Consider the following 25,856-nt stretch of genomic DNA (forward strand, 5'->3'; position numbering starts at 1 on the left):
TGCTAGGGTGAGCGGGTTGGTGTTTTAGAGTCAACTATCGTCCTGAAAAGGCGATTTCCCATCGGGAAATTTCGCGGTTTGCGATGTTGGGTTTTTCGGCTGATAAAATCTTGGTCCGAGTGCCCTGAAGCTTTGTATTTGGCGGCAGTCAAGCATTGACAGCCGTGCTATTTCTATCTTACAGTTACAGATGCATCACACGTACGTGACTAGCCTAGCGGGTTGTGGCAATTTGCGAGAATCAGCTATCAATAAAATAAAACTTTTCGGAGCACATCACATGGCAAGACCATTAATTCAAATGGCGTTGGACTCACTGGATTTCAACCAAACCGTCGCGCTGGCTGACCAAGTAGCCCCTTACGTCGACATTTTCGAAATTGGCACCCCTTGCATCAAATACAACGGTGTCAATTTGGTCAAAGAACTGAGACAACGTTACCCCGATAAATTGTTGTTGGTTGACCTGAAAACCATGGATGCCGGCGAATACGAAGCTGGTGCTTTCTACGCTGCCGGCGCGGACATCTGCACCGTATTGGGTGTTTCCGGTCTGGCTACTATTGGTGGCGTGATCAAGGCGGCTAAAAAATATGCTGCCGAAGTGCAAGTCGACTTGATTAACGTGCCTAACAAAGGCGAGTGCGCTCGCGAATCCGCGAAGCTGGGCGCCCAAATCATGGGTGTACACACCGGTCTGGACGCACAAGCGGCCGGTCAAACGCCTTTCACCGACTTGGCCGAAGTCGCCAACCTGGGCTTGAACGTTCGCGTTTCCGTTGCTGGCGGTATCAAACCAGCCACTATCGATCAAACCGTTAAAGCTGGAGCCAATATTATAGTTGTCGGCGCGGCTATCTACGGCGCTCCATCACCTGCCGAAGCGGCTCGTGAAATCCGTGAATTGGTCGACGTGGCGGCGGTGTAAGTCATGCATCAAGAGTTAGTCTTAAGCAAAATTTCCAGCATTCTGGAAGCGACACCCGATTCGCACGACAAAACTTTGGTCGACATGTTGGACCAGGCCAAGCGCGTGTTCATTTCTGGTGCTGGTCGCTCTAAATTGGTCGGTAATTTTTTCGCGATGCGGCTGATGCATGGTGGCTATGATGTCAGCGTTGTCGGTGAAATCGTCACGCCTAGTATTAAAGCCGGCGACTTGTTGATCATTATTTCCGGCTCCGGAGAAACTGAGCAGCTGGTGGCCTTCACCAAGAAAGCTAAAGAAGTGGGTGCGAAAATCGCGCTGATTTCGGCCAAAGACGATTCGACTATCGGCGATTTGGCCGACGTTACGTTGCAAATCGGTCGTGCCGAACAATACGGTAAAGTCAGAGGCATGCCTATGGGTACCGTATTTGAATTGTCTACTCTGCTTTTCCTCGAGGCTACGATTTCCCATGTCATTCATGAGAAGGGTATCCCGGAAGAAGAAATGAGATCGAGACACGCCAACTTGGAATAAGGACGGCGTCAAAGCCGCGGGCGTCACTTGTCGGTCGCGGCTTTGGACATTTACAAGGTATCAAGGTGATGCCAATTCCGGCAGTCTGTTAAACAGTAGCGTCGTGTTGGTTTTCCTTGCAATTACCAAGCCCCAGCCAGAGCGATGTTCTAGTTTACGGGCATCGTACCTAAAATAACAAAATAAAGGAGACCAACATGCCTTCGCGCCGAGACTTAGCGAACGCCATACGCGCACTCAGCATGGACGCCGTCCAAAAAGCCAACTCCGGCCACCCTGGTGCGCCGATGGGCATGGCCGACATCGCTGAAGTATTGTGGAACGATTTTCTGAGCCACAACCCCACCAACCCCAAATGGCCGAATCGCGACCGCTTTGTCCTGTCCAACGGTCACGGCTCCATGCTGATTTACTCGCTGTTGCACCTGAGCGGCTATAACCTGCCGATCGACCAGTTGAAACAGTTCCGGCAACTGCACTCCAAAACCCCGGGTCACCCGGAATACGGCTACACCGACGGCGTCGAAACCACCACCGGCCCGCTCGGCCAAGGCATCACCAATGCCGTCGGTTTCGCCATCGCCGAACGCGCGCTGGCCGGTCAATTCAACCGTCCGGGTCACGACATCGTCGACCACCACACCTACGTGTTCCTGGGCGACGGCTGCTTGATGGAAGGCATTTCCCACGAAGCCTGCTCGCTGGCCGGCTCCATGGGCCTGGGTAAACTGATCGCCATCTACGACGACAACAACATCTCCATCGACGGCGAAGTGCGCGGCCACGGCGACGTCCACGGCTGGTTCCTGGACGACACCCCGAAACGCTTCGAAGCCTACGGCTGGCACGTCATCCCCAAAGTCGACGGCCACGACCCGGAAGCCGTGAAGAAAGCCATCGAGGCCGCCAAAAGCGTCACCGATAAGCCCTCCATCCTCTGCTGCCAAACCATCATCGGTTTCGGCTCGCCGAACAAACAAGGCAAGGAAGAATGCCACGGAGCCGCCCTCGGTGAAGCCGAAGTCGCCGCCACCCGCGAAAAACTCGGTTGGCCGCACGCCCCATTCGAAATCCCCGCCGACATCTACGCCGGATGGGACGCCAAAGCCAAGGGCGCCGAACGCGAAGCCGCCTGGAACGCCCAATTCGCCGCCTACCAAGCCGCGCATCCGGCCCTGGCCGCCGAATTCGAACGCCGCGTCGTCAAAGGCCAACTGCCCGGCGACTGGAGCGAAAAAGCCAACGCCTTCATCGCCGACGTCAACGCCAAAGCCGAAACCATCGCCAGCCGCAAAGCCTCGCAAAACACCCTGAACGGCTTCGGCCCACTGTTGCCCGAACTCTTGGGCGGCTCCGCCGACCTGGCCGGTTCCAACCTGACCCTGTGGAAAGGCTGCAAAGACATCAACGCTGCGGGCCACGACGGCAACTACGCCTACTACGGCGTGCGCGAATTCGGCATGAGCGCCATCATGAACGGCATCGCCCTGCACGGCGGCTTCAAACCCTACGGCGCCACCTTCCTGATGTTCTCGGAATACGCCCGTAACGCGTTGCGGATGGCCGCGCTGATGAAAGCGCCGACCATCTTCGTCTACACCCACGACTCCATCGGTCTGGGCGAAGACGGCCCGACCCACCAACCGATCGAACAAACCGCCACGTTGCGCATGATCCCCAACATGCAAGTCTGGCGGCCGTGCGACGCGGTGGAATCGGCGGTCAGCTGGAAAGCCGCGATCGAACGCACCGACGGCCCGAGCACCCTGATCTTCTCCCGGCAAAACCTGCCGCACATGCCGCGCAGCCAAGCCCAGATCGACGCGATCGCCAAAGGCGGCTACATCCTGAGCGGCGAAGGCAATCCGGACGCCATCATCATCGCCACCGGCTCCGAAGTCGAACTGGCGGCGAAAGCGGCCGAAGCGTTGAGCGCCAAAGGCAAAAACATCCGCGTGGTGTCCATGCCGTCGACCAACGTGTTCGAAGCGCAAGATCAGGCGTACAAAGACAGCGTACTGCCGCCGAGCGTGACCGCGCGAGTGGTAGTCGAAGCCGGCGTGACCGATAGCTGGTGGAAATACGCGGGCAGCCAAGGCCGAGTGGTTGGCCTGGACCGCTTCGGCGAATCGGCCCCGGCCGGCCAACTCTTCAAAGAGTTCGGCTTTACCGTGGATAATGTCGTCGCTAATGTGGAAGCCGTACTTTAATTTTTATAAACAGTAGCAGGGGTTTAAATTGTTGGTTCGTCAATGATTTAAACCCTGTGTTTCTAACAGCATAGGTGAAAGACGTGAAAACAAGTGAATTGACGAAAGGTGTGATGGCAGCCCTGCTGCTGAGCAGCTCCATGGTCGTGGCTCAGGATTATCCCGCCGCCGACTATCAGCCTAAGGTGCTATACAGCAACCCGGACTACGCCAACAGTAGCTCGGCTAGCAATGTTGCCGCGCCGGCTGCTAAAGTGGTGGAAACTGTGGAGGCGGATCCTAATTATCCCGCTACCAATTTCCAGCCGAAAGTGTTGTATTCCGATTCGGCTTACAAGCATGACAAAACGGCTCCTTCGATAGGCGGAGCCGCGACAAGTGTTAGCAGTGCGAGTTCGGATGCTGTGGTCGAATCGGCCAGTGCCGAACCAGCCAAGGAATCGTCTAACAACGCCTTGTTGGGCTTGGTTGGGTTGGCTGCGGTTGGTTTTTTCTTGTACAGCAGGAAGTCAGGGTCCTCTTCGTCCGGAGCCGGTTCTTCATCCGATAGTTCGGCTACCTCCGGTGAGGCCACCGGTGTTGAAAAATACATCGATCGCCTGGGTATGAATAAAACCGGGGTTGCTAAATACTTGGAAAAACAAGGTTCCAACCAAACTACCGGTGTGGCCAGATACATGGCTAAGCAAATCGTGAAAGACCGGGAAGCGGCGGCAGCCAAAGCTACCGGCGTGGAAAAATATCTGCGCGACCGCGGCTAATATAATCTGCGATAGCCGATAGATGTTGGCGAGTTAGTTTTCGCGCCCGCGAAATCGATCGTCGGCTTTCTCCGAGTCGCCACTTCTCAAGGATGGACGCAAGCTATTTGCGTTGAACCTTGTGGAGTGGCGATTTGGTCTTTACCGGTCTTATTAATCAACCATCCTTTCGCGAGTTCGATGCGCCCGCTTTTCCGAGCTTGGGGCTTTCCGATAGCGAAAGACGAGTTTCATTTCAATCTGAGGATATTTTCATGGCAAAAAATTTATTGGAACAATTGCGCGAAATGACCGTCGTGGTCGCGGATACCGGCGACATTCAAGCGATCGAAACTTTCAAACCGCGCGACGCGACTACCAACCCGTCGTTGATTACCGCCGCCGCGCAGATGCCGCAATACCAAGGTATCGTTGACGATACGCTGAAGGGTGCTCGCGTAACCTTGGGTGCCGGTGCGTCTGCTGCTGAAGTAGCTTCACTGGCCTTCGATCGCTTGGCGGTTTCGTTCGGTTTGAAAATTCTGGAAATCATCGAGGGCCGCGTTTCAACCGAAGTGGACGCTCGCTTGTCCTACGATGTTGAAGGAACGATTGCCAAAGGCCGTGACATCATCGCTCAGTACAAAGCCGCCGGCATCGACACCGAAAAACGCATTCTGATCAAGATCGCCGCGACTTGGGAAGGTATTCAAGCTGCCGCCGTACTGGAAAAAGAAAACATTCATACTAATCTGACACTGTTGTTCGGCATCCACCAAGCAATTGCGTGCGCCGAAAATGGTATCCAACTGATCTCGCCATTCGTTGGCCGTATTCTGGATTGGTACAAAAAAGATACCGGCCGTGACTCGTACGCACCGTCCGAAGACCCTGGTGTATTGTCGGTCACCGAAATCTATAACTACTACAAAAAATTTGGTTATAAGACCGAAGTTATGGGCGCCAGCTTCCGTAACATTGGCGAAATCACCGAATTGGCGGGCTGCGATTTGTTGACGATTGCCCCTTCTCTGTTGGCCGAATTGCAATCAGTTGAAGGCGAATTACCACGTAAACTGGACGCAGCTAAAGCGGCGAGCGCGAATATCGAAAAGATTAGCGTGGACAAAGCGACTTTCGAACGTATGCATGAAGAAAACCGCATGGCGAACGATAAACTGAAGGAAGGTATTGACGGTTTTGCCAAGGCTCTGGAAGCTTTGGAGAAACTGCTGGCCGATCGTTTGGCCGTGCTGGAAGCTTAATTCCAGACATCGGATTTGCGCGTCGTAATTTGCGCGCGATCTTTTTCCGATACGAAAGGCCGCCGAATCGAGTAAGCGGCCTTTGTTCATTAATATAGGTAAGTTAAATGGCAAAAATTTTTGATGTAGTAAAACCCGGTGTCGTAACCGGAGAAGATGTGCAAAAAGTCTTCGCGATTTGCAAGGAAAACAAATTTGCGTTGCCAGCGGTCAATGTTATTAGTACGGATACGATCAACTCTGTGCTGGAAGCCGCCGCGAAAGCCAAGTCTCCGGTTATTGTGCAATTTTCTAATGGCGGTGCCGCGTTTGTTGCCGGTAAAGGCCTGAAGTTGGAAGGCCAAGGTTGCTCCATCGCCGGCGCTATTTCCGGTGCGCGCCACGTTCACGCGATGGCCGAGTTGTACGGCGTACCCGTCATCCTGCACACCGACCACGCGGCGAAAAAACTGCTGCCTTGGGTTGACGGCATGCTGGACGAGGGCGAGAAACATTTTGCGGCAACCGGTAAACCGTTGTTTAGCTCGCATATGCTGGATCTTTCAGAAGAGAGTTTGGCGGAAAACATCGAGATCTGCGGCAAATACTTGGAGCGGATGTCTAAAATGGGCATGACGCTGGAGATCGAACTGGGCTGCACCGGCGGCGAGGAAGACGGGGTTGACAATTCCGGAATGGACCACTCCGCGCTGTATACCCAACCGGAAGACGTGGCTTATGCTTACGAGCATTTGAGCAAAATCAGCCACCGTTTCACGATTGCTGCATCATTCGGGAACGTGCACGGCGTCTACTCGCCAGGTAACGTTAAACTGACCCCGAAAATTTTGGACAACTCGCAAAAATATGTGTCCGAAAAATTCGGTTTGCCGAACAACGCACTGACCTTCGTTTTCCACGGCGGATCGGGTTCTTCTCCGGAAGAAATTAAAGAATCCATCAGCTACGGCGTCGTCAAAATGAACATCGACACCGATACCCAATGGGCGTCTTGGGAAGGGGTGATGAATTATTACAAGAAAAACGAAGGCTATTTGCAAGGCCAAATCGGTAATCCGGAAGGCGCTGACAAACCGAACAAAAAATACTACGATCCGCGTGTGTGGCAACGTGCAGGCCAAGAAGGCATGGTGACCCGTTTGTTGCAAGCATTCCGCGAATTGAACGCGGTCGACTCGTTGTAATCCGTTCGTCCGGCTGCAAAGGTACTCGCGACCTTTGCAGTCTCGTCGCTTCACCTCCGTCAACTAATTGACGGCAAATCCCCGCAAAATCTATTTACGGCCATTCTTTAGGCTCGGCTGACGACATCCGCAGGCTATACTATCTTTTCGCGACCCCGGTGTTTCTTATATTATCCGGTGCCTCGACAGCGGTCCGGCGAGCTACGTTAGGACTTGAAGCAGTTCTTGGCACGACCGGTGCTTATTCAATTCAACAGGTGGAATATGGCAGAAGAGCAAGGTAAATCGGAAGGAAAAAAGTCGCCTTTAAAGTTGATTTTAATCATCGTGGTAGTGTTGTTGGCGATGGTGGCTGGCGCTGCAGGTGGCTATTTTTACATGGCGAAAAAAGCAGAATCCGAGCACGGTAAACCGGATAACGAAGTAAAGCACGAAGAGGAAAAACACGACGAGGAACACGCCGAAGCGGTTCCGGAGGTTTATTATGAATTACCCAGCCCCCTGTTGGTCAATTTCCCGGCGGGGGCTAGCGCTAAGGTCATCAAGATTTCCTTGACGATTTTGACCAAGGGCGAGGCTAGTATCGAAGCGATGAAAAAGCACGAGCCGATGATACGCAACAATTTGTTGATGGCGATCAGCACGATTGGCGCCGATAAGGCCAAAACCACCGAGGGTAAGCAGGAGTTGCGGGCGATGATGCTGGCGGAAATCGGCAAGGTATTGGAAAAAATGGCCGGTAAGAATACGGTCAAAGATGTCTATTTCACTGAATTTGTAATGCAATAAATGTCTACTGCCGATCTGTTATCGCAAGACGAAATAGATGCGCTGTTGCACGGCGTCGACGATGGCGACGTTGAAACCGGGCCCGATGACGACGACTTAAGTCGAGGTGCGGCCAGACCTTACGACTTTAACAGTCAGGAACGCATCGTTCGGGGGCGGATGCCGACCCTGGAAATGGTTAATGAGCGTTTCGCGCGGCATTTTAGGATTGCATTGTTTAATTTCTTGCGGCGGGCTGCGGAAATTTCGGTATCGGGCATTCAAGTACAAAAGTTTTCGGAGTTTATCCAGGGCTTGTTCGTACCGACCAATCTGAATGTTATCCGCATGTCGCCATTGCGGGGCCGAGCCTTGATTGTCATGGAGCCGAGGTTGGTATTTACCGCGGTGGACAACTTCTTTGGGGGGGGCGGGCAGTTTTACAACAAGGTTGAAGGCCGCGAGTTTACCCCGACAGAAATGCGGATTATTCGTCTGATCATCGATATGATCTTCAAGGATCTGGCTGAGGCCTGGAGACCGGTGATGGACATCGATTTCGAATACATCAATTCAGAGGTCAACCCGCAGTTCGCCAACATCGTCAGTCCTTCGGAAATCGTTGTGATTTCGACGATACACGTTGAACTGGAAGGCGGCGGAGGGGATATTAATATCGCGATGCCGTATTCGATGATAGAGCCTATCCGCGAATTGTTGGATGCGGTGACCAGTGATCGCGGCGAAGTGGACGGTCGTTGGCAAGAGTCTTTGCGTATCGAGGTGATGCGTAGCGAAGTGACCTTGAACAGCAATCTGATCGAAAAGGAAATGTTGATCAGCGATGTGATCGAATTAAAGAAGGGCGACGTGATACCGATCGATATGCCCGAAACCGTGGTCCTGGAAGTGGAGAGGGTGCCGGTTTTTCGCGGAAAGTTGGGTTTGTCCGATGGCAATTACGCGATCGAAATTACCGAAAAAATGAATTTGGACAACATTTAAACGATTGTAGGTTGTGGTCATGAGCGAAAACGACGAATTGGGCGACGACTGGGCGGCCGCGCTGAACGAGCAATCGGAAGCAGAGGCCGAAGCCGACTGGGGCGATGCGCTCAAGGAGCAAGCTGCCTCGGGGGCCGGAGGGTATACGGCTGCGGAGTTCCCGGAATTAGACGGAAAAGCCGGCCCGAAGGACGGCGCGCGCGGGGATGAAGTTAAACTGGATGTGATTCTGGATGTGCCGGTTACGGTTTCGTTGGAGATTGGCCGGACCAAGATCAACATCCGCAATTTGTTACAGCTTAACCAGGGGTCCGTGGTCGAACTGGACCGTTTCGCCGGCGAGCCGATGGACGTTTTGGTCAACGGAACCTTGGTCGCTCACGGCGAAGTAGTAGTGGTTAACGATAAGTTCGGTATACGTCTGACCGATATTATCAGTCCGTCCGAACGAGTTAGAAAGCTAGGCTGAGTGCCGTGCGGATTGCTTGCATGATCGGGTTGACGCTATCGGCGGGAGCGGCCGGCGCCGACGACGCCGCATCGCTGGCCCGAGCCGGCGGGCGCGTGGTTTCCCCGGCCGATGTCGGGCAGTGGTTGTTGGCATTATTGATTGTATTGGCGGTATTTTTTTTGGCGGCTTGGCTGTTGCGCAAGACCGGCGGTTTCGGAATATCCGCGAAGGGGCCGTTGGCTGTAGTCGCCGGCTTGCCGCTAGGTGTGCGCGAAAAGTTGGTGTTGGTCAGGGTCGGCGAAAAACAACTATTGTTGGGCGTCAGTAACGGCCGCATCGACAAATTATTGGAACTGGAAGGCGATCAGCGCTTGTTTCTGGGGGGCGCCGATACGGCAGATACCTCGCCCTTCGCGAAGAAATTGCTGGAAGTGCTACAAGGTAGGGTGGGCTGATGCGGTGGCGGCTGTGGGTCGGGCTGGTTGGCGCTGCCTTGCTGATGCTGGGGCCGGTCGCCGCGGACGCGGCGGGTATCGACGCGGTGACGGTGACGACCAATCCCAAGGGCGGAGAAACCTATTCGGTGACGATCCAAATCCTGGCGCTGATGACGATGCTGACCGTGTTGCCGGCATTGTTGCTGTCGATGACGGCATTTACCCGGATCATGATCGTGCTCGGTCTGTTAAGGCAAGCCATCGGCGCCGCCCAGGCGCCGAGCAATCAAGTGTTGCTGGGGCTGTCATTGTTTCTGACGATATTCATCATGATGCCGGTGTTCGAAAAGGTTAACGAAACCGCGGTACAGCCCTACCTGGAAGAAAAAATCGATACGCTGACCGCGTTGCAAAAAGCCTCCGAACCGTTCAGGCAGTTCATGCTCAAGCAGACGCGCGAGGCCGATTTGGACACCTTCGTGCGGATTTCCGGCCGGCAACAGATCGATAAGCCCGAGGATGTGCCGTTTTCGTTGCTGGTGCCGGCTTACCTGACCAGCGAGTTGAAGACCGCATTTCAAATCGGTTTCCTGATCTTTCTACCGTTTCTGGTGATCGATTTGGTGGTTGCCAGCGTGCTAATGTCGATGGGGATGATGATGCTGTCGCCGATGATCGTGGCTTTGCCGTTCAAGATCATGTTGTTCGTGTTGGCGGACGGTTGGACGATGGTGTTGGAAATGCTGGCTGCCAGTTTTTACGTTTAATGCGGGGGCGGCAATGACTAACGAGACTATTTCAATCATTGCCCAGGAAACCGTCTGGGTTTCTTTAAAATTGATGGGGCCGGTGCTGCTGACGTCGTTGTGCGTCGGCTTGTTGATTTCGATGTTTCAGGCCGCGACGTCGATACAGGAGCAAACCCTGACTTTTATCCCTAAATTGGCCTCCATCATTGTTGTGTTGATGATCGCCGGCCCCGGCATGTTGCAGACCCTGATCGATTACTTTCAGGATTTGATGCGAGACATTCCAACGCTGATAGGATGAATGTTCGCGAAGACGAATTGCTGGCTTATTTGACGACCTTTATTTGGCCGTTTTTTCGGATCAGTTCGATGTTCGTGACGATACCGGTATTCAGCGTTCGCGCCTTGCCGGCCAGAATTCGTGTGCTGGCCAGCTTATTGATTACCTTCACTTTATTACCGGCGTTGCCGGCGATGCCCGATGTCGAACTGTTCGGGTACGATGGCTTGGTCGTCGCGGTGCAACAGGTGGCATTAGGTATGACGACCGGTTTCATTCTGCAAATGGTCTTCTCGGTGATGTTGTTTGCCGGGCAAACCATCGCCTACAGCATGGGCTTGGGCTTTGCGTCGATGGTTGACCCTGCCACCGGTGTGCAAGTACCGGTTATCGCGCAGCTGTTTGTCATTGCCGGCAGCTTCAGTTTTTTGGCGGTGGACGGGCATTTATTGTTGATCGAGATGCTGGCGCGTAGCTTCCATGCCCTGCCGGTTTCGACCGAGGGCTTACGCAAGGAAGATCTGTGGTTGATCGTGATGTGGAGCGGTCAAATCTTTGCCGAGGGCTTGTTGTTGGCGCTGCCGGTGATGGCCGCGTTGCTGTTCGTCAATATCAGCTTCGGCGTTGCCTCCAAGGCGGCTCCGCAATTGCAAGTATTCGGCGTGGGTTTTCCAATCACGATATTGTTGGGCATGATCCTGGTCTGGATCGGTTTGCCGGTGTTGCTGGAAGGCTTTGGCGAAAGTTTGCGGGACGGCTTTGCTCTGGTTGGGCAAATCTTGAGGCTGGGCTGATGGCTGAAGATTCCGGCCAAGACAAAACCGAAGACCCTACTGGCAAGCGGCTCTCCGAGTCGCGTAAAAAAGGCCAGCTACCGCGGTCCAAGGAGCTTAACACCTTTGTCACGTTAATCGTGGCATCGGCGCTGTTCGTTTACATCGGCCGACATATGGCGGAGGGCCTGTTGGCGATGATGAAGCAACAATTCCGACTTAGCCGCGATCAGGTGTTCGATCCGGCGACACCGGTCGCCCACCTTAAGCTGGCCTTGGTCGACGGCTTCACGGTCGTGGCTCCGTTTATGCTGATTCTTCTGGTCGCCGATTTTTTGGCATCGCTACTCCTCGGCGGCTGGAATTTCGCCAGCGAAGCCTATCACCCCAAGTTTTCCAAGTTGAATCCGCTCGCCGGCATGAAACGTTTGGTCGGTATTCAGGGCGTTGTCGAATTGATCAAAGCCGTCATTAAAACGCTGCTGGTGGCGATCGTGGCGTGGAATTTATTCAAATTGCATTTCGACGACTTCATGGGTATTAGCCGGATACCGGTCGATCAAGCCATCTACCGGGTCGGCGATATTATCGTGGTCGGCCTGTTGATCATGAGCTCGACGCTAGCCTTGGTGGTGATGCTGGACGTGCCTTACCAGCTCTGGAACAACCAGCGCCATTTGAAAATGACTAAGCAGGAAGTGCGCGAGGAAGCCAAGGATCAGGAGGGCAGTCCAGAGGTTAAGGGCAAGATCCGGCGCATGCAAATGGAAGCGGCGCGGCGGCGCATGATGGACGCAGTGCCTAGCGCCGATGTCATCGTCACCAATCCGACGCATTTCGCGGTGGCGCTGAAATACGATCCCAGCGGGGCCGGCGCGCCGATTTTGGTCGCAAAAGGGACGGACTTGATTGCCAGCCAAATCCGCGAATTGGCGCTGGCGGCCAAAGTGCCGCTGGTGGCAGCCCCCGCGCTCGCGCGCGCCTTGTACTACTCTACCGAACTGAACCAAGAGGTGCCGCGCGGCCTGTTTTTGGCGGTCGCGCAAGTGCTGGCCTACGTGTTTCAATTGCGGGCCTCCACTCAACAAGGCTGGGGACGGCCGACGCCGCCGACCGACGTATATGTCCCAGACGATTTCAAGCAATAACTTATTCCGATGGATTTCAGCAAAATTCTTGCTACGCTAAAGTCGCTGACCGGCCTGGGGCTGGGCGCGCCACTATTGATTGTCATGTTGTTGGCGCTGCTGATATTGCCGCTGCCGCCGTTTTTGCTGGATCTGTTCTTCACCTTTAACATCGCGTTTTCGCTGATTATCCTGCTGGTTGTCATTTATACGCTGAAACCGCTGGAATTCGCGTCGTTTCCGACCGTGATTCTGATCGCCACTTTGTTACGGCTGGCCTTGAACGTCGCATCGACTCGTGTGGTGTTGATCCGCGGTCACGAGGGTGGCGATGCGGCGGGCAAGGTCATCGAAGCCTTCGGCTCGTTCGTGATCGGCGGCAATTTCGCGGTCGGTATCGTCGTGTTCGTGATTTTGGTCGTCATCAATTTTGTCGTCGTGACCAAGGGCGCCGGCCGGGTCGCCGAGGTGAGCGCCCGCTTTACGTTGGATGCGATGCCCGGCAAACAAATGGCGATCGACGCCGATTTGAATTCGGGTTTGATCAATCAGGACGAGGCTCGCGCTCGCCGTGAGGAAGTCGCCGCCGAGGCGGATTTTTACGGGTCGATGGACGGTGCCAGCAAGTTCGTACGCGGTGACGCGGTCGCGGGCATCATCATCTTGTTCGTCAACATGATCGGCGGTTTGGCGATCGGCGTCGGCCAGCACGACATGAGCTTCGCCAACGCGGCCAATGTTTACGTGTTGCTGACGATAGGCGACGGTTTGGTGGCGCAGATTCCGTCGTTGCTGTTGTCGGTGGCCTCGGCGATGGTAGTGACGCGGGTGCGCGGCTCCAAACAGGACATAGGCAAGCAGGTCACCTCGCAGTTGTTCGAGGACCCGCGTACCTTGCTGGTGACGGCGGCGGTGATGGGTTTGTTGGGCATTATCCCCGGCATGCCCAATCTGGTGTTCATACTGCTGGCCTTGTCCCTGGTGGGAGCCGCTTATTTGATCGATCGGCGCCGCAAGCTCGAGGAAGAAAAAGCGCTGGAAATGGAGCGGATGGTCTCGCCGCAGCAATTGGCCAAAACCGAAATCAAGGAGTTGGGTTGGGATGATGTGATGCCGGTCGATGCGATCGGCCTGGAAGTCGGTTATCGGTTGATTCCGTTGGTGGATCGCAACCAAGGCGGTCAATTGATGATGCGCATCAAGGGCGTGCGCAAGAAGCTGTCTCAGGAGCTGGGCTTTTTGATTCCGTCGGTGCATATTCGCGACAACTTGGATTTGTCGCCGACCGAATACCGGATTTCGTTGATGGGGGTGACGGTCGGCGAAGCCAGCATCATGCCGGAGAAAGAAATGGCGATCAATCCAGGGCGGGTGTTTGGCACGGTGCAAGGCACGGCCTGTAAGGACCCGGCGTTCGGTTTGGATGCTGTCTGGATCGACGCCGGCCAAAAGGATCAGGCGCAAACGCTGGGATACACTGTCGTCGATCCCAGCACCGTGGTCGCGACCCATTTAAGCCATATTCTGCAAAGCAACGCGCACGAACTGTTCGGGTACGAAGAAGCGCAGCAATTGCTCGACAATCTAAGCAAGTTGGCGCCGAAACTGGTCGAGGATTTGGTGCCTAAGACCCTGCCACTGGGAATCCTGGTTAAAGTGCTGCAAAACCTGCTGCAAGAGCGGGTGTCGATCCGGGATATGCGGACGATCGCCGAAACTTTGGCGGAGTACGGGGTCAAGAGTCAAGATCCGGACATCTTGACCTCCGCGGTTCGGGTGGCCTTGGGCCGATCTATTGTCCATGAAATCAATGGTGCGCAGGCCGAGATCCCGGTGATTACTCTCGATCCTGGCTTGGAACAGATATTGCATAAGTCATTGCAGACGGCGGGCGATGGCGGCGCGGGTTTGGAACCGGGCTTGGCCGAGCAGATGCACAGGTCGTTGGAGGAAAGTGCCCAGCACATGGAATTGGAAGGCCAAGTGCCGATATTGCTGGTGTCCTCCTTCATCAGGCCTTGGCTGGCGCGCTTCGTCCGTCATTCGATATCCGGCTTACATGTGCTGGCCTATAATGAAATTCCTCAAGATCGGCAGATCAGAGTGGTTTCCACGGTTGGGCAGCGTGCAAAATGAATTGAGGTTGCGCGATGAAAATTAAACGCTTTTTTGCGGCAGATATACGTCAGGCCATGCGTATGGTCAAAGAAGAGCTGGGAGCCGACGCGGTGATTATGTCGAACCGCTCAGTGGATGGTGGTGTCGAAATTGTGGCGGCCCGCGATTTTGATGAACAAGTCATTCATAAAAATCTGAAGCAGCGGGAACAAGAGAAACAGGCGGTCGCCGAACCCAAGAAGTTGGAGTTGCCGGATTTCGACGCTGAACAAAAGCCCGTCCACTTAGTCAGCAGCGCCAGAAAGCGCGGCGCCGAAAATTCGACACCAGTCAATCCGATCCGCCGCCATCTCGATCAATATATCGGCTACGCTGAAAAGCTGCAGGTTGCCAACGTTAATGCCCAAAAAATCGGCGAAAAACTGAAAGCCGCCGACAAACCAGCCGAGAAACCGGCTTGGGCGGGCGGTGACCCGAAAATCCGAACCGTCGCGGAAGCCAAGCCGGCCGCCCCCGCCAAACCAGCGGTCGCCGACCAGTTCATGGCCGAGATGCGTGGCGAGATGAAAGAGCTGAGGGCCATGCTGGATGCCAAATTGTCCGGTTTAGTCACGCAGTTGCCGCAATCGGCGGCGCCGGTTCGGCAAGCCTTGCAGGATCGGTTGATGGATAGCGGTTTTTCCCGGACGCTGGCCGGCAAGATCGCCAATCGATTGGGCGGTCACCAACAATTGGATACCGCCTTCGCTAAGTCGCGGGACATGTTGGCCGGCTTGCTGCCGATCGCCGACGACGATTTGCTGGAGTGCGGCGGTATCGCCGCCCTGGTCGGTTCCACCGGCGTCGGCAAGACCACGACGATCGCTAAACTGGCCGCCCAGTTTATTTTGAAACACGGTACCCGCCAGATCGCGCTGATTACCACCGACAACTTCCGAATCGGCGCCCACGAGCAGATCAACACCTATGGCCGTATTCTGGACGTGCCGGTGCGCGTCGCCAACGACGCCAACGAATTGCGGCGGCATATCGACAGTTTTTCAGACAAGCGTCTGATTTTGATCGATACCGCCGGCATGAGCCAGCGCGACATGCGCCTAGCCGAGCAACTGAAAACCCTCCAGCACGGCGATTTGCCGATACGCACGTATTTGGTGATGTCGGCGACAACCCAATACAAATCGATGTTGGAAATTATCGAGGCGTTCCGGATACTGGAACCGCAAGCGACTATACTTACCAAATTGGATGAGGCGGTCAGTAAGGCGACGGCGTTGTCGGCGATAATCGAGCGACGCATGCCGTTATCGTTCGTCACCGACGGTCAGCAAGTGCCGGAAGATATATTTCTGCCCGATGCCGGTGCTTTGATACGGCAATGTCTGGCCGACGCCGAAGAGGCGCCGGCGTACGAGGGCGAGAACCAAGACGACTGGATGGCGGAAAGCCATGCATAAGCCACTCGATCAGGCAGCCGGAATTAGACAAATGAGACAGATGAAACCAGTACGAGTAATCGCCGTGACTAGCGGCAAGGGTGGCGTCGGCAAAACCAACTTGTCCGTCAACATTGGTGTGGCCCTGGCCAAAATGGGACGGCGGGTGGCCATACTCGACGCCGACATGGGCTTGGCGAACGTCGATATTTTGTTGGGGATGTTTCCCGAATACAACCTGTCGCATGTTCTAAACGGCGAAAAGACGTTGCGGGAAATCATGATGACCGGACCCGCCGGCCTGAAGATTATCCCGGCGTCGTCGGGCATCCAGCGCATGTCCGATCTGTCGAATGTCGAACAGGCTGGCGTGATTAGGGCTTTTAGCGACATCGACAAGGATCTCGATGTGCTGATCGTCGATACGGCGGCCGGTATTTCGTCGAGCGTGGTCAATTTCGCTCGTGCCTGCCAGGAAGTGATCGTAGTGGTCTGCGACGAACCGACTTCGTTGGCCGATGCGTATGCCTATATCAAGTTGTTGAACCGTGACTACGGCTTGAACAGTTTTCATATTGTCACGAATATGGTGCAGTCCGCCGAACACGGGCAGGCCCTATTTACCAAACTGAGCAAGGTTACCGATCGCTATCTGGACGTGGCGCTACAATTTGTCGGCGCGGTTCCGCAAGATGAATATCTGCGGAAATCGGTACAGAAACAGCAGCCAGTCGTCGAAGCCTTTCCGCAGAGCAAGGCGGCCTTGGCGATTAAAAATCTAGCGAGAAAAATCGACAGTTGGCCGATCAAGCCCAAGGCCGGCGGCTATTTGGAGTTCTTTGTCGAGCGGATGATTCAATATAGCGCCAAAGAGGATGTTGCATGAGTGGAGCGGCAATGTACGCTGCCGTGCAGGCCGGAAATCTGGATAACTTGGTTATCCAGCACGCGCCGCTCGTCAAACGCATTGCCTACCATTTAATGGGTCGTTTGCCAGACACTGTACAAATCGATGACATGATTCAGTCCGGCATGCTCGGACTGTTGGAAGCGCTAAAGCATTACGACGCTGCTCAGGGTGCCAGTTTCGAAACCTACGCCGGCATCCGAATCCGCGGAGCGATGCTTGACGAATTACGCCGCTCCGATTGGACGCCGCGCTCGGTCCATAAAAAAGCCAGGGCGGCGGCCGAAGCGATTCGCGATGTGGAGAGCCGCCTGGGTCGAGATGCCAAGGATAGCGAAGTCGCCCGGCAGATGGGCATCAGCCTGGAGGAATACGGCCGGATTTTGCAGGACGCGATGTCTTGCAAAACCTTTAGCGTCGAAGAATTGGTGCAGGGCGAAGACGGCGTCATCGACGCGGTACACGATGGATTTCAGCCGGAAGAAGCGTTAATCCGGCAAAGTTTTCAACAAGCGCTGGCCAAGGCGATTGCCGAGTTGCCGGAGCGTGAGCGGTTGGTTATATCGTTGTATTACGACGACGAACTGAATTTGCGCGAGATTGGCAAGGTATTGGATGTCAGCGAATCCCGGGTCAGTCAAATATGCAGTCAAGCCCTGCTGCGGCTCCGGGCTAGGCTTGCAGATTGGCTGGAAGGAACAGATAATGAAAAGTCGGGTTAATTTGTGGTTATTGCCGAACGTTGGTTCGGTTTTTTCAGCGAATCGCCTCTTTCTCAAATGAATTAAGTAGTCAGGGTGGAGATTTTCCTTGGATAAGAATATGCGCATTCTGGTTGTCGACGACTTTTCGACAATGCGGAGAATTGTAAAAAACCTTTTGAAAGATCTGGGGTTTACGAACACTGTGGAAGCCGACGATGGCCGAACGGCGTTGCCGATACTCGAGAAGGGCGGTATCGATTTTCTGATTACCGACTGGAATATGCCGGGGATGACCGGTATCGATCTGCTAAGAGCGGTGCGAGCCCACCCGAGCCTGGCCAATCTACCGGTGCTGATGGTGACGGCGGAAGCCAAGCGGGAGCAGATTATCACCGCGGCCCAAGCCGGTGTGAACGGTTATGTGATCAAACCGTTTACGGCGGCAACGTTGAAAGAAAAAATCGAAAAGATTTTCGAGCGTATCGAAGGCTAATTGTCCGGAACGAGGCCCATGAATAGTGATTTGCTGAATTTGACCCGGAATTTGGTCGCGGCGCTGGAAAAGCAGGATGAAAACGAGGCGGATCGCCTGTTGGATCAAGTCGCCGGGCTCCGGGAGACGCAATTGTTCAAGGAAGTCGGTCGTTTGACTCGGCAGCTTCACGACACCATGGTCAGCTTTTCCGTCGACTCGAAAATTACCGAATTGACTGCCCACGACATTCCGGATGCCAAGGAGCGCTTGCATTATGTGATCGCGATGACCGAGCAGGCCGCCGACCAGACCTTGACCGCCGTCGAAGAATTGCTGCCGGTTTCCGATGAGTTGAGCGATAGGGCCAAACAATTGGCGCAACAGTGGAACCGGTTTTTAGATAGGGAAATGCCTTTCGAAGAGTTCAAGGCCATGAGCGTGGAACTCAGCCAGTATTTCAATCAAACCCAAGGTTCGTTTGAGCGGATTCAACAAGGTTTGAACGATATTCTGATGGCTCAAGGCTTTCAGGACATCACGGGCCAAATCATTCGTCGCGTCATCGACTTGGTTCAGGAATTGGAAACCAGCATGGTCAATTTGATCAGTATTTCCAGCTCGCGGGTCGTGCCGCATGCCGCTCGCGCCGAGTCGGCATCGCACGAATTGCCGGGGCCTGTAGTGCCGGGCGTGGACGACAAGGCTGGCGATGTCGCCACCAGTCAAGTGGATGTCGATGATTTGCTCTCCAGCTTGGGTTTCTGAGGAAAGACTATGGCGATCGATTTGGACGACGAAATTTTGCAGGATTTCTTGGTCGAAGCCGGAGAAATTCTGGAGTCACTTGGCGAACAATTGGTTGAACTAGAGCAATCGCCCAGTGATTTCGAACTGCTAAACGCGATTTTTCGCGGCTTTCATACCATCAAGGGTGGCGCCGGTTTTCTGTCGATTTCCGCACTGGTCGATATTTGTCACAGTGCCGAGGATGTATTCAATGTCTTGAGGCAGGGCGATCGCCAAGTTACTCCGGATTTGATGGATGCAATTCTGCAAGTCATCGACATCGTCAATGAGATGTTCAATATTGTGCGTACCGGCAACATGCCGAAAGCCGCCGATCAGGGGTTATTGCAGCGTTTGCACGGTTTCGCGACAGCTTCTTCCTCTGAAGATACGCTCCCGGAGCCGGAGCCGGAGCCGGAGCCGGAGTCTGATGCTGAGCAGGAGTCCGACCATTTGGAAGTCGTCGACCCACAGGGTTTGACGCCGCAGGAATTGGTTGCGCAAGAATTCGAGGCGATGCTGGATCCAGAGGAAATGGACGAATCCGAGACCGGAGCCAGCGACTTAATTACCGAACAAGAGTTCGAAGAACTGCTCGACGCATTGCACGGGAAGGGCGGTTCACCGACGGTGCCCGCATCCGCCAAGCCGGTTGCCGACGACGAAATCACCGAAGACGAGTTCGAAAATTTACTTGATGAGTTGCACGGCAAAGGCAAGTTTTCTGCCGCTCCCGTTGAGAACCCAAGCCCGGCCACCGATTCCGGAGACATCACCGACGAAGAATTCGAGCAGGTCCTGGACTCATTGCACGGAAAAGGTAGGTTCGATGCCGCGAATTTACCGTTAGGCGACATCGAGCCTATGGTTATCGATCCGGAACCGGTCGTGGAAGCCCCCAAACCGGAAACGGCAAAACCGGTCGTGCCCCGAGCCGAGGTCAGCAAACCCCTTTCGGACAACGAGCGGACCCCGGCCGCCAAGGTAGTCGGTGTTGAAAACGGCAATGCCAAGGCGACTCCTCAAGCCGATACCACGGTTAGGGTAGACACCCAGATCCTCGACGATATTATGAATATGGTGGGCGAGTTGGTCTTGGTCCGTAACCGGTTTCAGACCTTGAAGGCGACCGCCGAAGCCAACGAACAGCTTTCCAAGGCAATTTCCAATCTGGATGTCGTGACCGCCGATCTGCAACTTGCGGTGATGAAGACCCGAATGCAACCGATTAAAAAAGTGTTCGGTCGCTTTCCTCGGGTGGTACGCGATTTGGCCAGAAATTTGAAAAAGGAAATTCGCTTGGACTTGGTCGGCGAAGACACCGATCTGGATAAAAACTTGGTGGAGGCTTTGGCCGATCCGTTGGTGCATTTAGTTAGAAACGCCGTCGACCATGGCATAGAGTCTCCCAGCGAGCGCGAAGCGCAAGGCAAGCCCAGAGAGGGTGTCGTGGTATTGAAAGCGTCGCAGGAGGGCGACCACATCCAACTGTCGATCACCGATGACGGTAAGGGCATGAATGCCAACGTGCTGCGAGCGAAAGCGGTCGAAAAAGGTCTGATGGATGAAGAAAGCGCGGCCAGGCTGGACGACAAGGAGTGCTACAACCTGATCTTCGTGCCCGGTTTTTCGACGAAAAGCGAAATTTCCGATGTGTCCGGTCGCGGTGTCGGCATGGACGTTGTCAAAACCCGGATCGCCCAAATGAACGGTATCGTCGAGATCGATTCGGTCGAGGGGCGCGGCAGTACCATTATTATTAAAGTTCCGCTGACGCTGGCGATCATGCCGACTCTCATGGTCAAACTGGGCGGGCAGGCCTTTGCATTACCGTTGGCCAGCGTGTTGGAAATCCTCGATCTGGATTTGAGCAAAACCAACAAAGTGGACGGGCAGTTGGTCGTCATGGTTCGTAATAAGGCCTTGCCCTTGTTTTATCTTAGCGAATGGTTGGTGCAGACGCCTTATTACCGGACGTCGGAGGCGCAGGGTACCAGTCACGTCGTCGTGGTGAACGCCGGCGGTCGTCAGGTCGGCTTCGTCGTCGACCAGCTGGTCGGCCAGGAAGAGGTGGTTATCAAGGCATTAGGCGCAAAGTTGCACGGCTTGGATGGCTTATCGGGAGCTACGATCACCGGGGACGGAAAAATCGCGTTGATACTTGACGTGCCGGGTCTGGTGAAAAAATACGCGATCTGACGACTGCCATGACCATACGGGTTTTGGTGGTGGATGACTCCGACTTTATCTGCAAACGTATCCGGGACATTTTAGAGGAAGAGTCCGACTTTAAAGTGGTTGGGATTGCCGCAAACGGCAAGGAAGCGGTTCGGATGGCGGCCCTGTTAATGCCTGATGTGATCACGATGGATGTCGACATGCCGGTCATGGACGGCATCACCGCCGTCAGGCAAATCATGGCGACCCGGCCTTGCCCGATTCTGATGTTCTCGGCAATGACGCAGGTCGGCGCGAAGGCGACGCTGGATGCGCTGGAAGCCGGGGCCCTGGATTTTCTGCCGAAGCAGCTCGAAGATATCGACGCCAATCGCAAGCTTGCCTGTCAAACCTTGCGCTTGCGTCTGCGGCTATTGGCCGCGCAAGCGCGGCGAATGCCCGCCAAACCCGTCGCGGGTCCGGGTTACAGCTCTCCTACCGCACCCCGGCCCACCGATGTCGAGCGCCACCCGGCGGCGTCGCTCCGCGCTGAACATGGCGGCGAGTCGATCGAGCGTATTGATTTACTGGTTATCGCGGCTTCCACCGGCGGCCCGATGGCTATCCAGGACATTTTGACGCACTTGCCGCCAGCTTGCCGTTTTCCGATTGTGTTGATTCAGCATATGCCGGCGCATTTCACCAAGAGTTACGCCGATCGCTTGAATCAACTATGCGGTGTCGGGGTCAGGGAGGCCCAGGACCACGACGAACTGCAAAACGGCGTGGCTTTATTGGCGCCGGGGGGCGTACAGACCGAGTTCGTTCGCACCGCCGGCAAATTGACGGTGGCGTTGCGAAATAAAACGCCCGGTGAACTCTACGCGCCGGGGGTGGATATCGCCTTCGCCTCGTTGGCGGCTGAATTCAAAGGGCGTATGTTGGCGGTCGTATTGACCGGCATGGGGTCGGACGGGCGCGAAGGTGCCAAGCAACTCAAACGAGCGGGCGCCGCGATTTGGGCTCAGGATGAACGCAGTTGCGTGGTTTACGGCATGCCCAGAGCGATCGCCGAAGCCGGTTTGGCCGACAAAATTTATTCGTTGAGCGAAATCGCCAATCAATTCAAAAGACTGCATTAATGGATATTCTCAGCATTTTCGGAGTTCTGATAGGGTTTGCCGCGATCATCGGTGGCAACCTGATGGGTGGCGGCGAAATCGGATCGCTGGTCAACGTCCATGCCTTCGTGATTGTGGTTGGTGGTACGCTGGGAGCGACTCTGTTGCAGTTCCCCCCCAAGGTTTTTCTACGTAGCGTGCGCATCTTCGGTTGGATATTCGTGCCGCAGAACTTACAGCTGAAAAAGCAGATCGACAAAATCGTGCGCTGGAGCACCTTGGCCAGAAAAGAGGGCTTGCTGGGTTTGGAATCGGTGATAGAGTCCGAGAAGGACGGGTTCGCCAAGAAGGGTTTGCAACTGTTGGTGGACGGCAACGAGCCGGAAGTGATCCGCGATTGTCTGGACGTGGAATTAACCACTAAGGAACATCTGGACATGCAAGCCGCCAGGGTGTTCGAAGCGATGGGCGGTTACGCTCCGACGATAGGCATTATCGGCGCGGTGATCGGCTTGATCCATGTCATGCAGAATCTGGCCAAGCCCGAGCTGTTGGGCAGTGGTATCGCCACCGCCTTCGTGGCCACGATTTACGGCGTCGGCTTGGCGAACTTGTTGTTCATTCCGATTGCCAATAAGCTGAAAGCGTTGGTGTTCGAAGTCACTCAGGCCAGGGAAATGGTCATCGAAGGGATTTCGTCGATCGCCGAGGGTGAAAACCCGCGCAACATCGAATTGAAACTCTCCGGTTTTTTGCTGGATAAGTAACGATGGTACGCCGCCGCCGCAAACCGCCGCATCAGTCCGATAACCACGATCGCTGGATGGTGTCCTACGCCGATTTCGTCACGTTGCTGTTCGCGTTTTTCGTCGTGATGTACTCGATTTCGTCGGTCAACAAAGGCAAATACGAAACCTTTTCCGAATCTCTGGATCAGGCGCTGTTCCACAACGAGAAAGTCCAGCGCGACGCCGAGCCGATTCAAATCGGCGCCATTCCGACCACGGTTCAACCGATCGAGTTGCCCAACCTCGTTACGGCCGAGGAGCGTGAGCTGAGCGAGGAGATTATGCAGGAAAAGCGCCGTCTGGACGAAGTCTCCCAAGAATTTCAACGCGCGCTGCAACCCTTTGTCGAAAGCCAATTAGTCGGTATTAAAAAGCACGATTTTTGGGTGGAGCTGGAAATGAACAGCGAGTTGCTGTTTGCCAGCGGCAAGGCCGAATTGTCGGCGAAGGCGATCCCGGTGCTGCAAAAGGTCGCCGAGGCCATACGCGATGTGCCCAATGTCATCAATGTCGAGGGTTATACCGATAACGTGCCGATTTCGACCGGTTACTTTCCGTCCAACTGGGACCTGTCGTCGGCCAGGGCCACCAGCGTCGTCAAGGAATTGGTCAAGAACAACATACCGTCGACCCGTTTATCGGCGGTCGGCTATGGAGAATTTCATCCGATTGCCGATAACAATCACGAGGAAGGCCGCTTCAAGAATCGCCGCGTCGTATTGGTGTTGATGTCCCAGGCATTTGCCCGCTACGGTATGAGTGACGACGAACGCGCCAAGGCCTTGAATTTGGCGCCGCAGCCACCGGCGCCTCCCGAAGCGCCGGTCGCTCAACCGGCTCCATAAGCGGCGAATGTATGAAAATCTGGTCAGTATCCAATCAAAAAGGCGGGGTCGGTAAAACCACCACGGTCGTCACCTTGGGTGGATTGCTCAGCACTTGGGGCTTTCGCACGCTGTTGGTCGATCTCGATCCGCACGGCTCGTTGACCAGTTATTTCGGCATGAATCCGGAGGAAGTCGAACACGGCGTTTACAACTTGTTTCGGGATGCCAGCGAGAAAAAGAAGAATATCGATCCGGAGCTGTATGTCGCCCGCACCGATTTCGACGGAATCTCGGTGATGCCGGCTTCCACCGCGATTGCCACGCTGGATCGGCAGGTCGCGGCGATCGGCGGCATGGGCTTGGTGATTTCCACCGCGTTGCACAAACTTTCCGACCGTTACGATTACGTGATTATCGACAGCCCGCCAATGCTGGGTGTGTTGATGATCAACGCAATGGCGGCCTGCGAGCAACTGATCGTGCCGGTGTTGGCCGAGTTTTTGGCCCTGAAGGGGCTGGACCGTATGGTGCATACCATTCAAATGGTGTTTCATTCGCGCAAGACGCCGCCGCGTTTTACCATCGTGCCGACGATGTTCGACAAACGCACCAAGGCCGCCCGCGACGCGTTGGCGGCGCTGTATCGGCAATATCCCGACAACGTCTGGCCATCGGTGATTCCTGTCGATACTAAAGTCCGCGAAGCCAGCCGAGTCGGCGCTCCGCTGCCTTTGTTCGACAAAACCGCGCGGGCGGCCGAAGCCTATACCGAATTATTGGAATTGTTATTGCTTGAAAAAAGCGGCGACAACTCTTCGACACCGCATTCATGAAACAAGCAAAACCGCCTCCGCGCATCGTCCAGCAGCAACTTGCGCTGGACGCCTATCTGCAAACCTTATTGGAAGTCGTTCCGGAGGCGGACGAGGCCGATCTGGCTACCGTCGCGCCAGCAGAACAGCGGTCGGCGCAGACACTGGCGCCCGCTGTGGCGGTCCAAGCCGAGAAAGCGCTCATTCACCTGCCGGAGCCCGCGCTTGTCGCGCTAGAAAATCCGGCTAAACTTCAGGCATTGACGGTAATGCCCGATTGGGCGCTGACTGAATTCCAGGCTTTGTTTTTCAAGGTCGATCAATTGATATTGGCGGCGCCGCTGGTCGATTTGGCCAGAACCATCCGCCTTGAACGCAAACCCGGTAAAATTCCGGGCCAGCCCTCCTGGTTTCTGGGATTGCTCGACGATCAGGATAGCCGGATCGGCGTGCTCGACACCGGGCAATTGGTGTTCGGCAAGACGCGTGGTCAGCAACGCAATTTGGAGGAACGGCCGTTCAAGTGCGTGTTGGTGACTCAAGATAAAAAATGGGGTCTGGCTTGCGACGAAATTTTGTCGATAGGCAAACTGAAACCGGAAAAAGTTCGGTGGCGAACGGTCAGGCGCAAGCGCCCTTGGCTGATAGGCACCGTGATCGAAGAATTGACCGCGATCGTCGACGTCAAACAATTGGTGCCGCACCGCAAACCTCAGTAATCAATCCGGATGGAACAACATGAGCGAAGATAGAAAACAAAGCGATCCGATCATGCAATGGGTGACTTTTTGCCTGGGCGACGAAAAATACGGCATCAACGTGATGCAGGTTCAGGAAGTGCTGCGGGTAACCGAAATTGCTCCGGTGCCCGGCGCGCCGTCCTACGTGTTGGGTATCATCAATTTGCGCGGCAATGTCGTCACGGTTATCGACACCCGAAACCGGTTCGGTCTGCCGTCCAAGGAAACCGACGACGCCTCGCGGGTCGTCATCATCGAAACCGACCGACACATCATCGGTATCTTGGTGGATAGCGTTGCCGAAGTCGTCGAGATGCGGGCCTCCGAAATCGAGACCGCGCCGAATGTCGGTAACGAAGAGAGTTCCAAATACATCCAGGGCGTCACCAGCCGCGACAACCAGTTGTTGATCTTGGTCGATTTGAACAAATTCCTCAGCGACGACGAAAAAGCCGAATTGGACATGTTCTAGTTCGCCTAGTCGGTAAGGACCGGCGGCGATCGTTACCGAATAGCATTGCAGCCTCGGGA

Annotated in this window: 27 protein-coding genes; all 27 read left to right on the top strand. The window is 54.9% G+C overall.

Features of this window, described 5'->3' with window-relative positions:
- The first annotated feature begins 280 nt into the window (after window positions 1-280).
- On the top strand, window positions 281-928 hold the full coding sequence (gene hxlA, locus ACQE3E_RS02120) for a 3-hexulose-6-phosphate synthase (protein ID WP_064029921.1): 648 nt from the start codon (window positions 281-283) through the stop codon (window positions 926-928).
- A 3-nt stretch (window positions 929-931) separates the two neighbouring features.
- Entirely contained in the window at window positions 932-1,465 is a 534-nt protein-coding gene (gene hxlB / locus ACQE3E_RS02125; protein ID WP_071156145.1) for a 6-phospho-3-hexuloisomerase, read from the top strand.
- A gap of 182 nt (window positions 1,466-1,647) precedes the next feature.
- Window positions 1,648-3,675 carry a transketolase gene (gene tkt, locus ACQE3E_RS02130; protein ID WP_313729465.1) on the top strand — a complete coding sequence of 676 codons (2,028 nt, stop codon included), beginning with the start codon at window positions 1,648-1,650 and terminating at the stop codon, window positions 3,673-3,675.
- Between the two features lie 74 nt (window positions 3,676-3,749).
- The gene (locus ACQE3E_RS02135) at window positions 3,750-4,436 is read left to right on the top strand and encodes a hypothetical protein (RefSeq protein ID WP_313729216.1); all 687 of its coding nucleotides are present in this window, start codon (window positions 3,750-3,752) and stop codon (window positions 4,434-4,436) included.
- Between the two features lie 254 nt (window positions 4,437-4,690).
- Window positions 4,691-5,680, top strand: coding sequence for a transaldolase (locus ACQE3E_RS02140; protein ID WP_064025095.1), 990 nt, complete (start codon window positions 4,691-4,693; stop codon window positions 5,678-5,680).
- 107 nt (window positions 5,681-5,787) lie between these two features.
- On the top strand, window positions 5,788-6,864 hold the full coding sequence (fbaA, locus tag ACQE3E_RS02145; protein WP_064025093.1) for a class II fructose-bisphosphate aldolase: 1,077 nt from the start codon (window positions 5,788-5,790) through the stop codon (window positions 6,862-6,864).
- Window positions 6,865-7,077: 213 nt separating this feature from the next.
- The gene (locus ACQE3E_RS02150; protein ID WP_427501188.1) at window positions 7,078-7,653 is read left to right on the top strand and encodes a flagellar basal body-associated FliL family protein; all 576 of its coding nucleotides are present in this window, start codon (window positions 7,078-7,080) and stop codon (window positions 7,651-7,653) included.
- Window positions 7,654-8,637, top strand: coding sequence for a flagellar motor switch protein FliM (fliM, locus tag ACQE3E_RS02155; protein WP_071154988.1), 984 nt, complete (start codon window positions 7,654-7,656; stop codon window positions 8,635-8,637).
- 19 nt (window positions 8,638-8,656) lie between these two features.
- Window positions 8,657-9,106, top strand: coding sequence for a flagellar motor switch protein FliN (gene fliN / locus ACQE3E_RS02160; RefSeq protein WP_064025086.1), 450 nt, complete (start codon window positions 8,657-8,659; stop codon window positions 9,104-9,106).
- A gap of 20 nt (window positions 9,107-9,126) precedes the next feature.
- Window positions 9,127-9,543 carry a flagellar biosynthetic protein FliO gene (gene fliO / locus ACQE3E_RS02165; protein ID WP_313729215.1) on the top strand — a complete coding sequence of 139 codons (417 nt, stop codon included), beginning with the start codon at window positions 9,127-9,129 and terminating at the stop codon, window positions 9,541-9,543.
- A 44-nt stretch (window positions 9,544-9,587) separates the two neighbouring features.
- A complete protein-coding gene (gene fliP / locus ACQE3E_RS02170; RefSeq protein WP_254786662.1) occupies window positions 9,588-10,292 on the top strand; it encodes a flagellar type III secretion system pore protein FliP in 705 nt (234 codons plus the stop codon).
- 13 nt (window positions 10,293-10,305) lie between these two features.
- Entirely contained in the window at window positions 10,306-10,575 is a 270-nt protein-coding gene (gene fliQ, locus ACQE3E_RS02175; protein ID WP_064025080.1) for a flagellar biosynthesis protein FliQ, read from the top strand.
- Complete coding sequence (fliR, locus tag ACQE3E_RS02180) at window positions 10,572-11,348, top strand: flagellar biosynthetic protein FliR (protein ID WP_064025078.1); 777 nt, start codon at window positions 10,572-10,574, stop codon at window positions 11,346-11,348. The genes fliQ and fliR overlap by 4 nt, the downstream gene beginning before the upstream one ends.
- The gene (flhB, locus tag ACQE3E_RS02185) at window positions 11,348-12,475 is read left to right on the top strand and encodes a flagellar biosynthesis protein FlhB (protein ID WP_281022104.1); all 1,128 of its coding nucleotides are present in this window, start codon (window positions 11,348-11,350) and stop codon (window positions 12,473-12,475) included. The genes fliR and flhB overlap by 1 nt, the downstream gene beginning before the upstream one ends.
- A 9-nt stretch (window positions 12,476-12,484) precedes the next feature.
- Window positions 12,485-14,590, top strand: coding sequence for a flagellar biosynthesis protein FlhA (gene flhA, locus ACQE3E_RS02190; protein ID WP_064025074.1), 2,106 nt, complete (start codon window positions 12,485-12,487; stop codon window positions 14,588-14,590).
- Between the two features lie 14 nt (window positions 14,591-14,604).
- On the top strand, window positions 14,605-16,029 hold the full coding sequence (gene flhF / locus ACQE3E_RS02195) for a flagellar biosynthesis protein FlhF (protein ID WP_168033614.1): 1,425 nt from the start codon (window positions 14,605-14,607) through the stop codon (window positions 16,027-16,029).
- A gap of 40 nt (window positions 16,030-16,069) precedes the next feature.
- A complete protein-coding gene (locus tag ACQE3E_RS02200; protein WP_427501189.1) occupies window positions 16,070-16,894 on the top strand; it encodes a MinD/ParA family protein in 825 nt (274 codons plus the stop codon).
- The gene (locus ACQE3E_RS02205) at window positions 16,891-17,637 is read left to right on the top strand and encodes an RNA polymerase sigma factor FliA (RefSeq protein WP_071154984.1); all 747 of its coding nucleotides are present in this window, start codon (window positions 16,891-16,893) and stop codon (window positions 17,635-17,637) included. Before ACQE3E_RS02200 ends, ACQE3E_RS02205 begins: the two co-directional genes overlap by 4 nt.
- A 100-nt stretch (window positions 17,638-17,737) precedes the next feature.
- Window positions 17,738-18,112, top strand: coding sequence for a chemotaxis response regulator CheY (locus ACQE3E_RS02210; RefSeq protein ID WP_064025066.1), 375 nt, complete (start codon window positions 17,738-17,740; stop codon window positions 18,110-18,112).
- A gap of 18 nt (window positions 18,113-18,130) precedes the next feature.
- The gene (locus ACQE3E_RS02215) at window positions 18,131-18,859 is read left to right on the top strand and encodes a protein phosphatase CheZ (RefSeq protein ID WP_064025064.1); all 729 of its coding nucleotides are present in this window, start codon (window positions 18,131-18,133) and stop codon (window positions 18,857-18,859) included.
- Window positions 18,860-18,868: 9 nt separating this feature from the next.
- The gene (locus ACQE3E_RS02220; RefSeq protein ID WP_427501190.1) at window positions 18,869-21,079 is read left to right on the top strand and encodes a chemotaxis protein CheA; all 2,211 of its coding nucleotides are present in this window, start codon (window positions 18,869-18,871) and stop codon (window positions 21,077-21,079) included.
- 8 nt (window positions 21,080-21,087) lie between these two features.
- The gene (locus tag ACQE3E_RS02225) at window positions 21,088-22,179 is read left to right on the top strand and encodes a protein-glutamate methylesterase/protein-glutamine glutaminase (protein ID WP_313729213.1); all 1,092 of its coding nucleotides are present in this window, start codon (window positions 21,088-21,090) and stop codon (window positions 22,177-22,179) included.
- Window positions 22,179-22,925 carry a flagellar motor protein gene (locus tag ACQE3E_RS02230; RefSeq protein WP_064025057.1) on the top strand — a complete coding sequence of 249 codons (747 nt, stop codon included), beginning with the start codon at window positions 22,179-22,181 and terminating at the stop codon, window positions 22,923-22,925. Before ACQE3E_RS02225 ends, ACQE3E_RS02230 begins: the two co-directional genes overlap by 1 nt.
- A gap of 2 nt (window positions 22,926-22,927) precedes the next feature.
- Window positions 22,928-23,791: a flagellar motor protein MotD gene (motD, locus tag ACQE3E_RS02235; protein WP_064025055.1), complete on the top strand. Its 864-nt coding sequence runs from the start codon at window positions 22,928-22,930 to the stop codon at window positions 23,789-23,791.
- Between the two features lie 11 nt (window positions 23,792-23,802).
- Window positions 23,803-24,606 (top strand): ParA family protein, encoded by an 804-nt coding sequence (locus ACQE3E_RS02240; RefSeq protein ID WP_064025053.1) that lies wholly within the window; start codon window positions 23,803-23,805, stop codon window positions 24,604-24,606.
- Window positions 24,603-25,304, top strand: a complete 702-nt coding sequence (locus ACQE3E_RS02245; protein WP_064025051.1) for a chemotaxis protein CheW — start codon at window positions 24,603-24,605, stop codon at window positions 25,302-25,304. The genes ACQE3E_RS02240 and ACQE3E_RS02245 overlap by 4 nt, the downstream gene beginning before the upstream one ends.
- A gap of 19 nt (window positions 25,305-25,323) precedes the next feature.
- Window positions 25,324-25,797, top strand: a complete 474-nt coding sequence (locus ACQE3E_RS02250; RefSeq protein ID WP_064025049.1) for a chemotaxis protein CheW — start codon at window positions 25,324-25,326, stop codon at window positions 25,795-25,797.
- The last annotated feature ends 59 nt before the right edge of the window (window positions 25,798-25,856 follow it).

Origin of the sequence: Methylomonas sp. MED-D (assembly GCF_050276835.1) — a bacterium.
In the GTDB taxonomy this organism is placed as follows: domain Bacteria; phylum Pseudomonadota; class Gammaproteobacteria; order Methylococcales; family Methylomonadaceae; genus Methylomonas; species Methylomonas koyamae_A.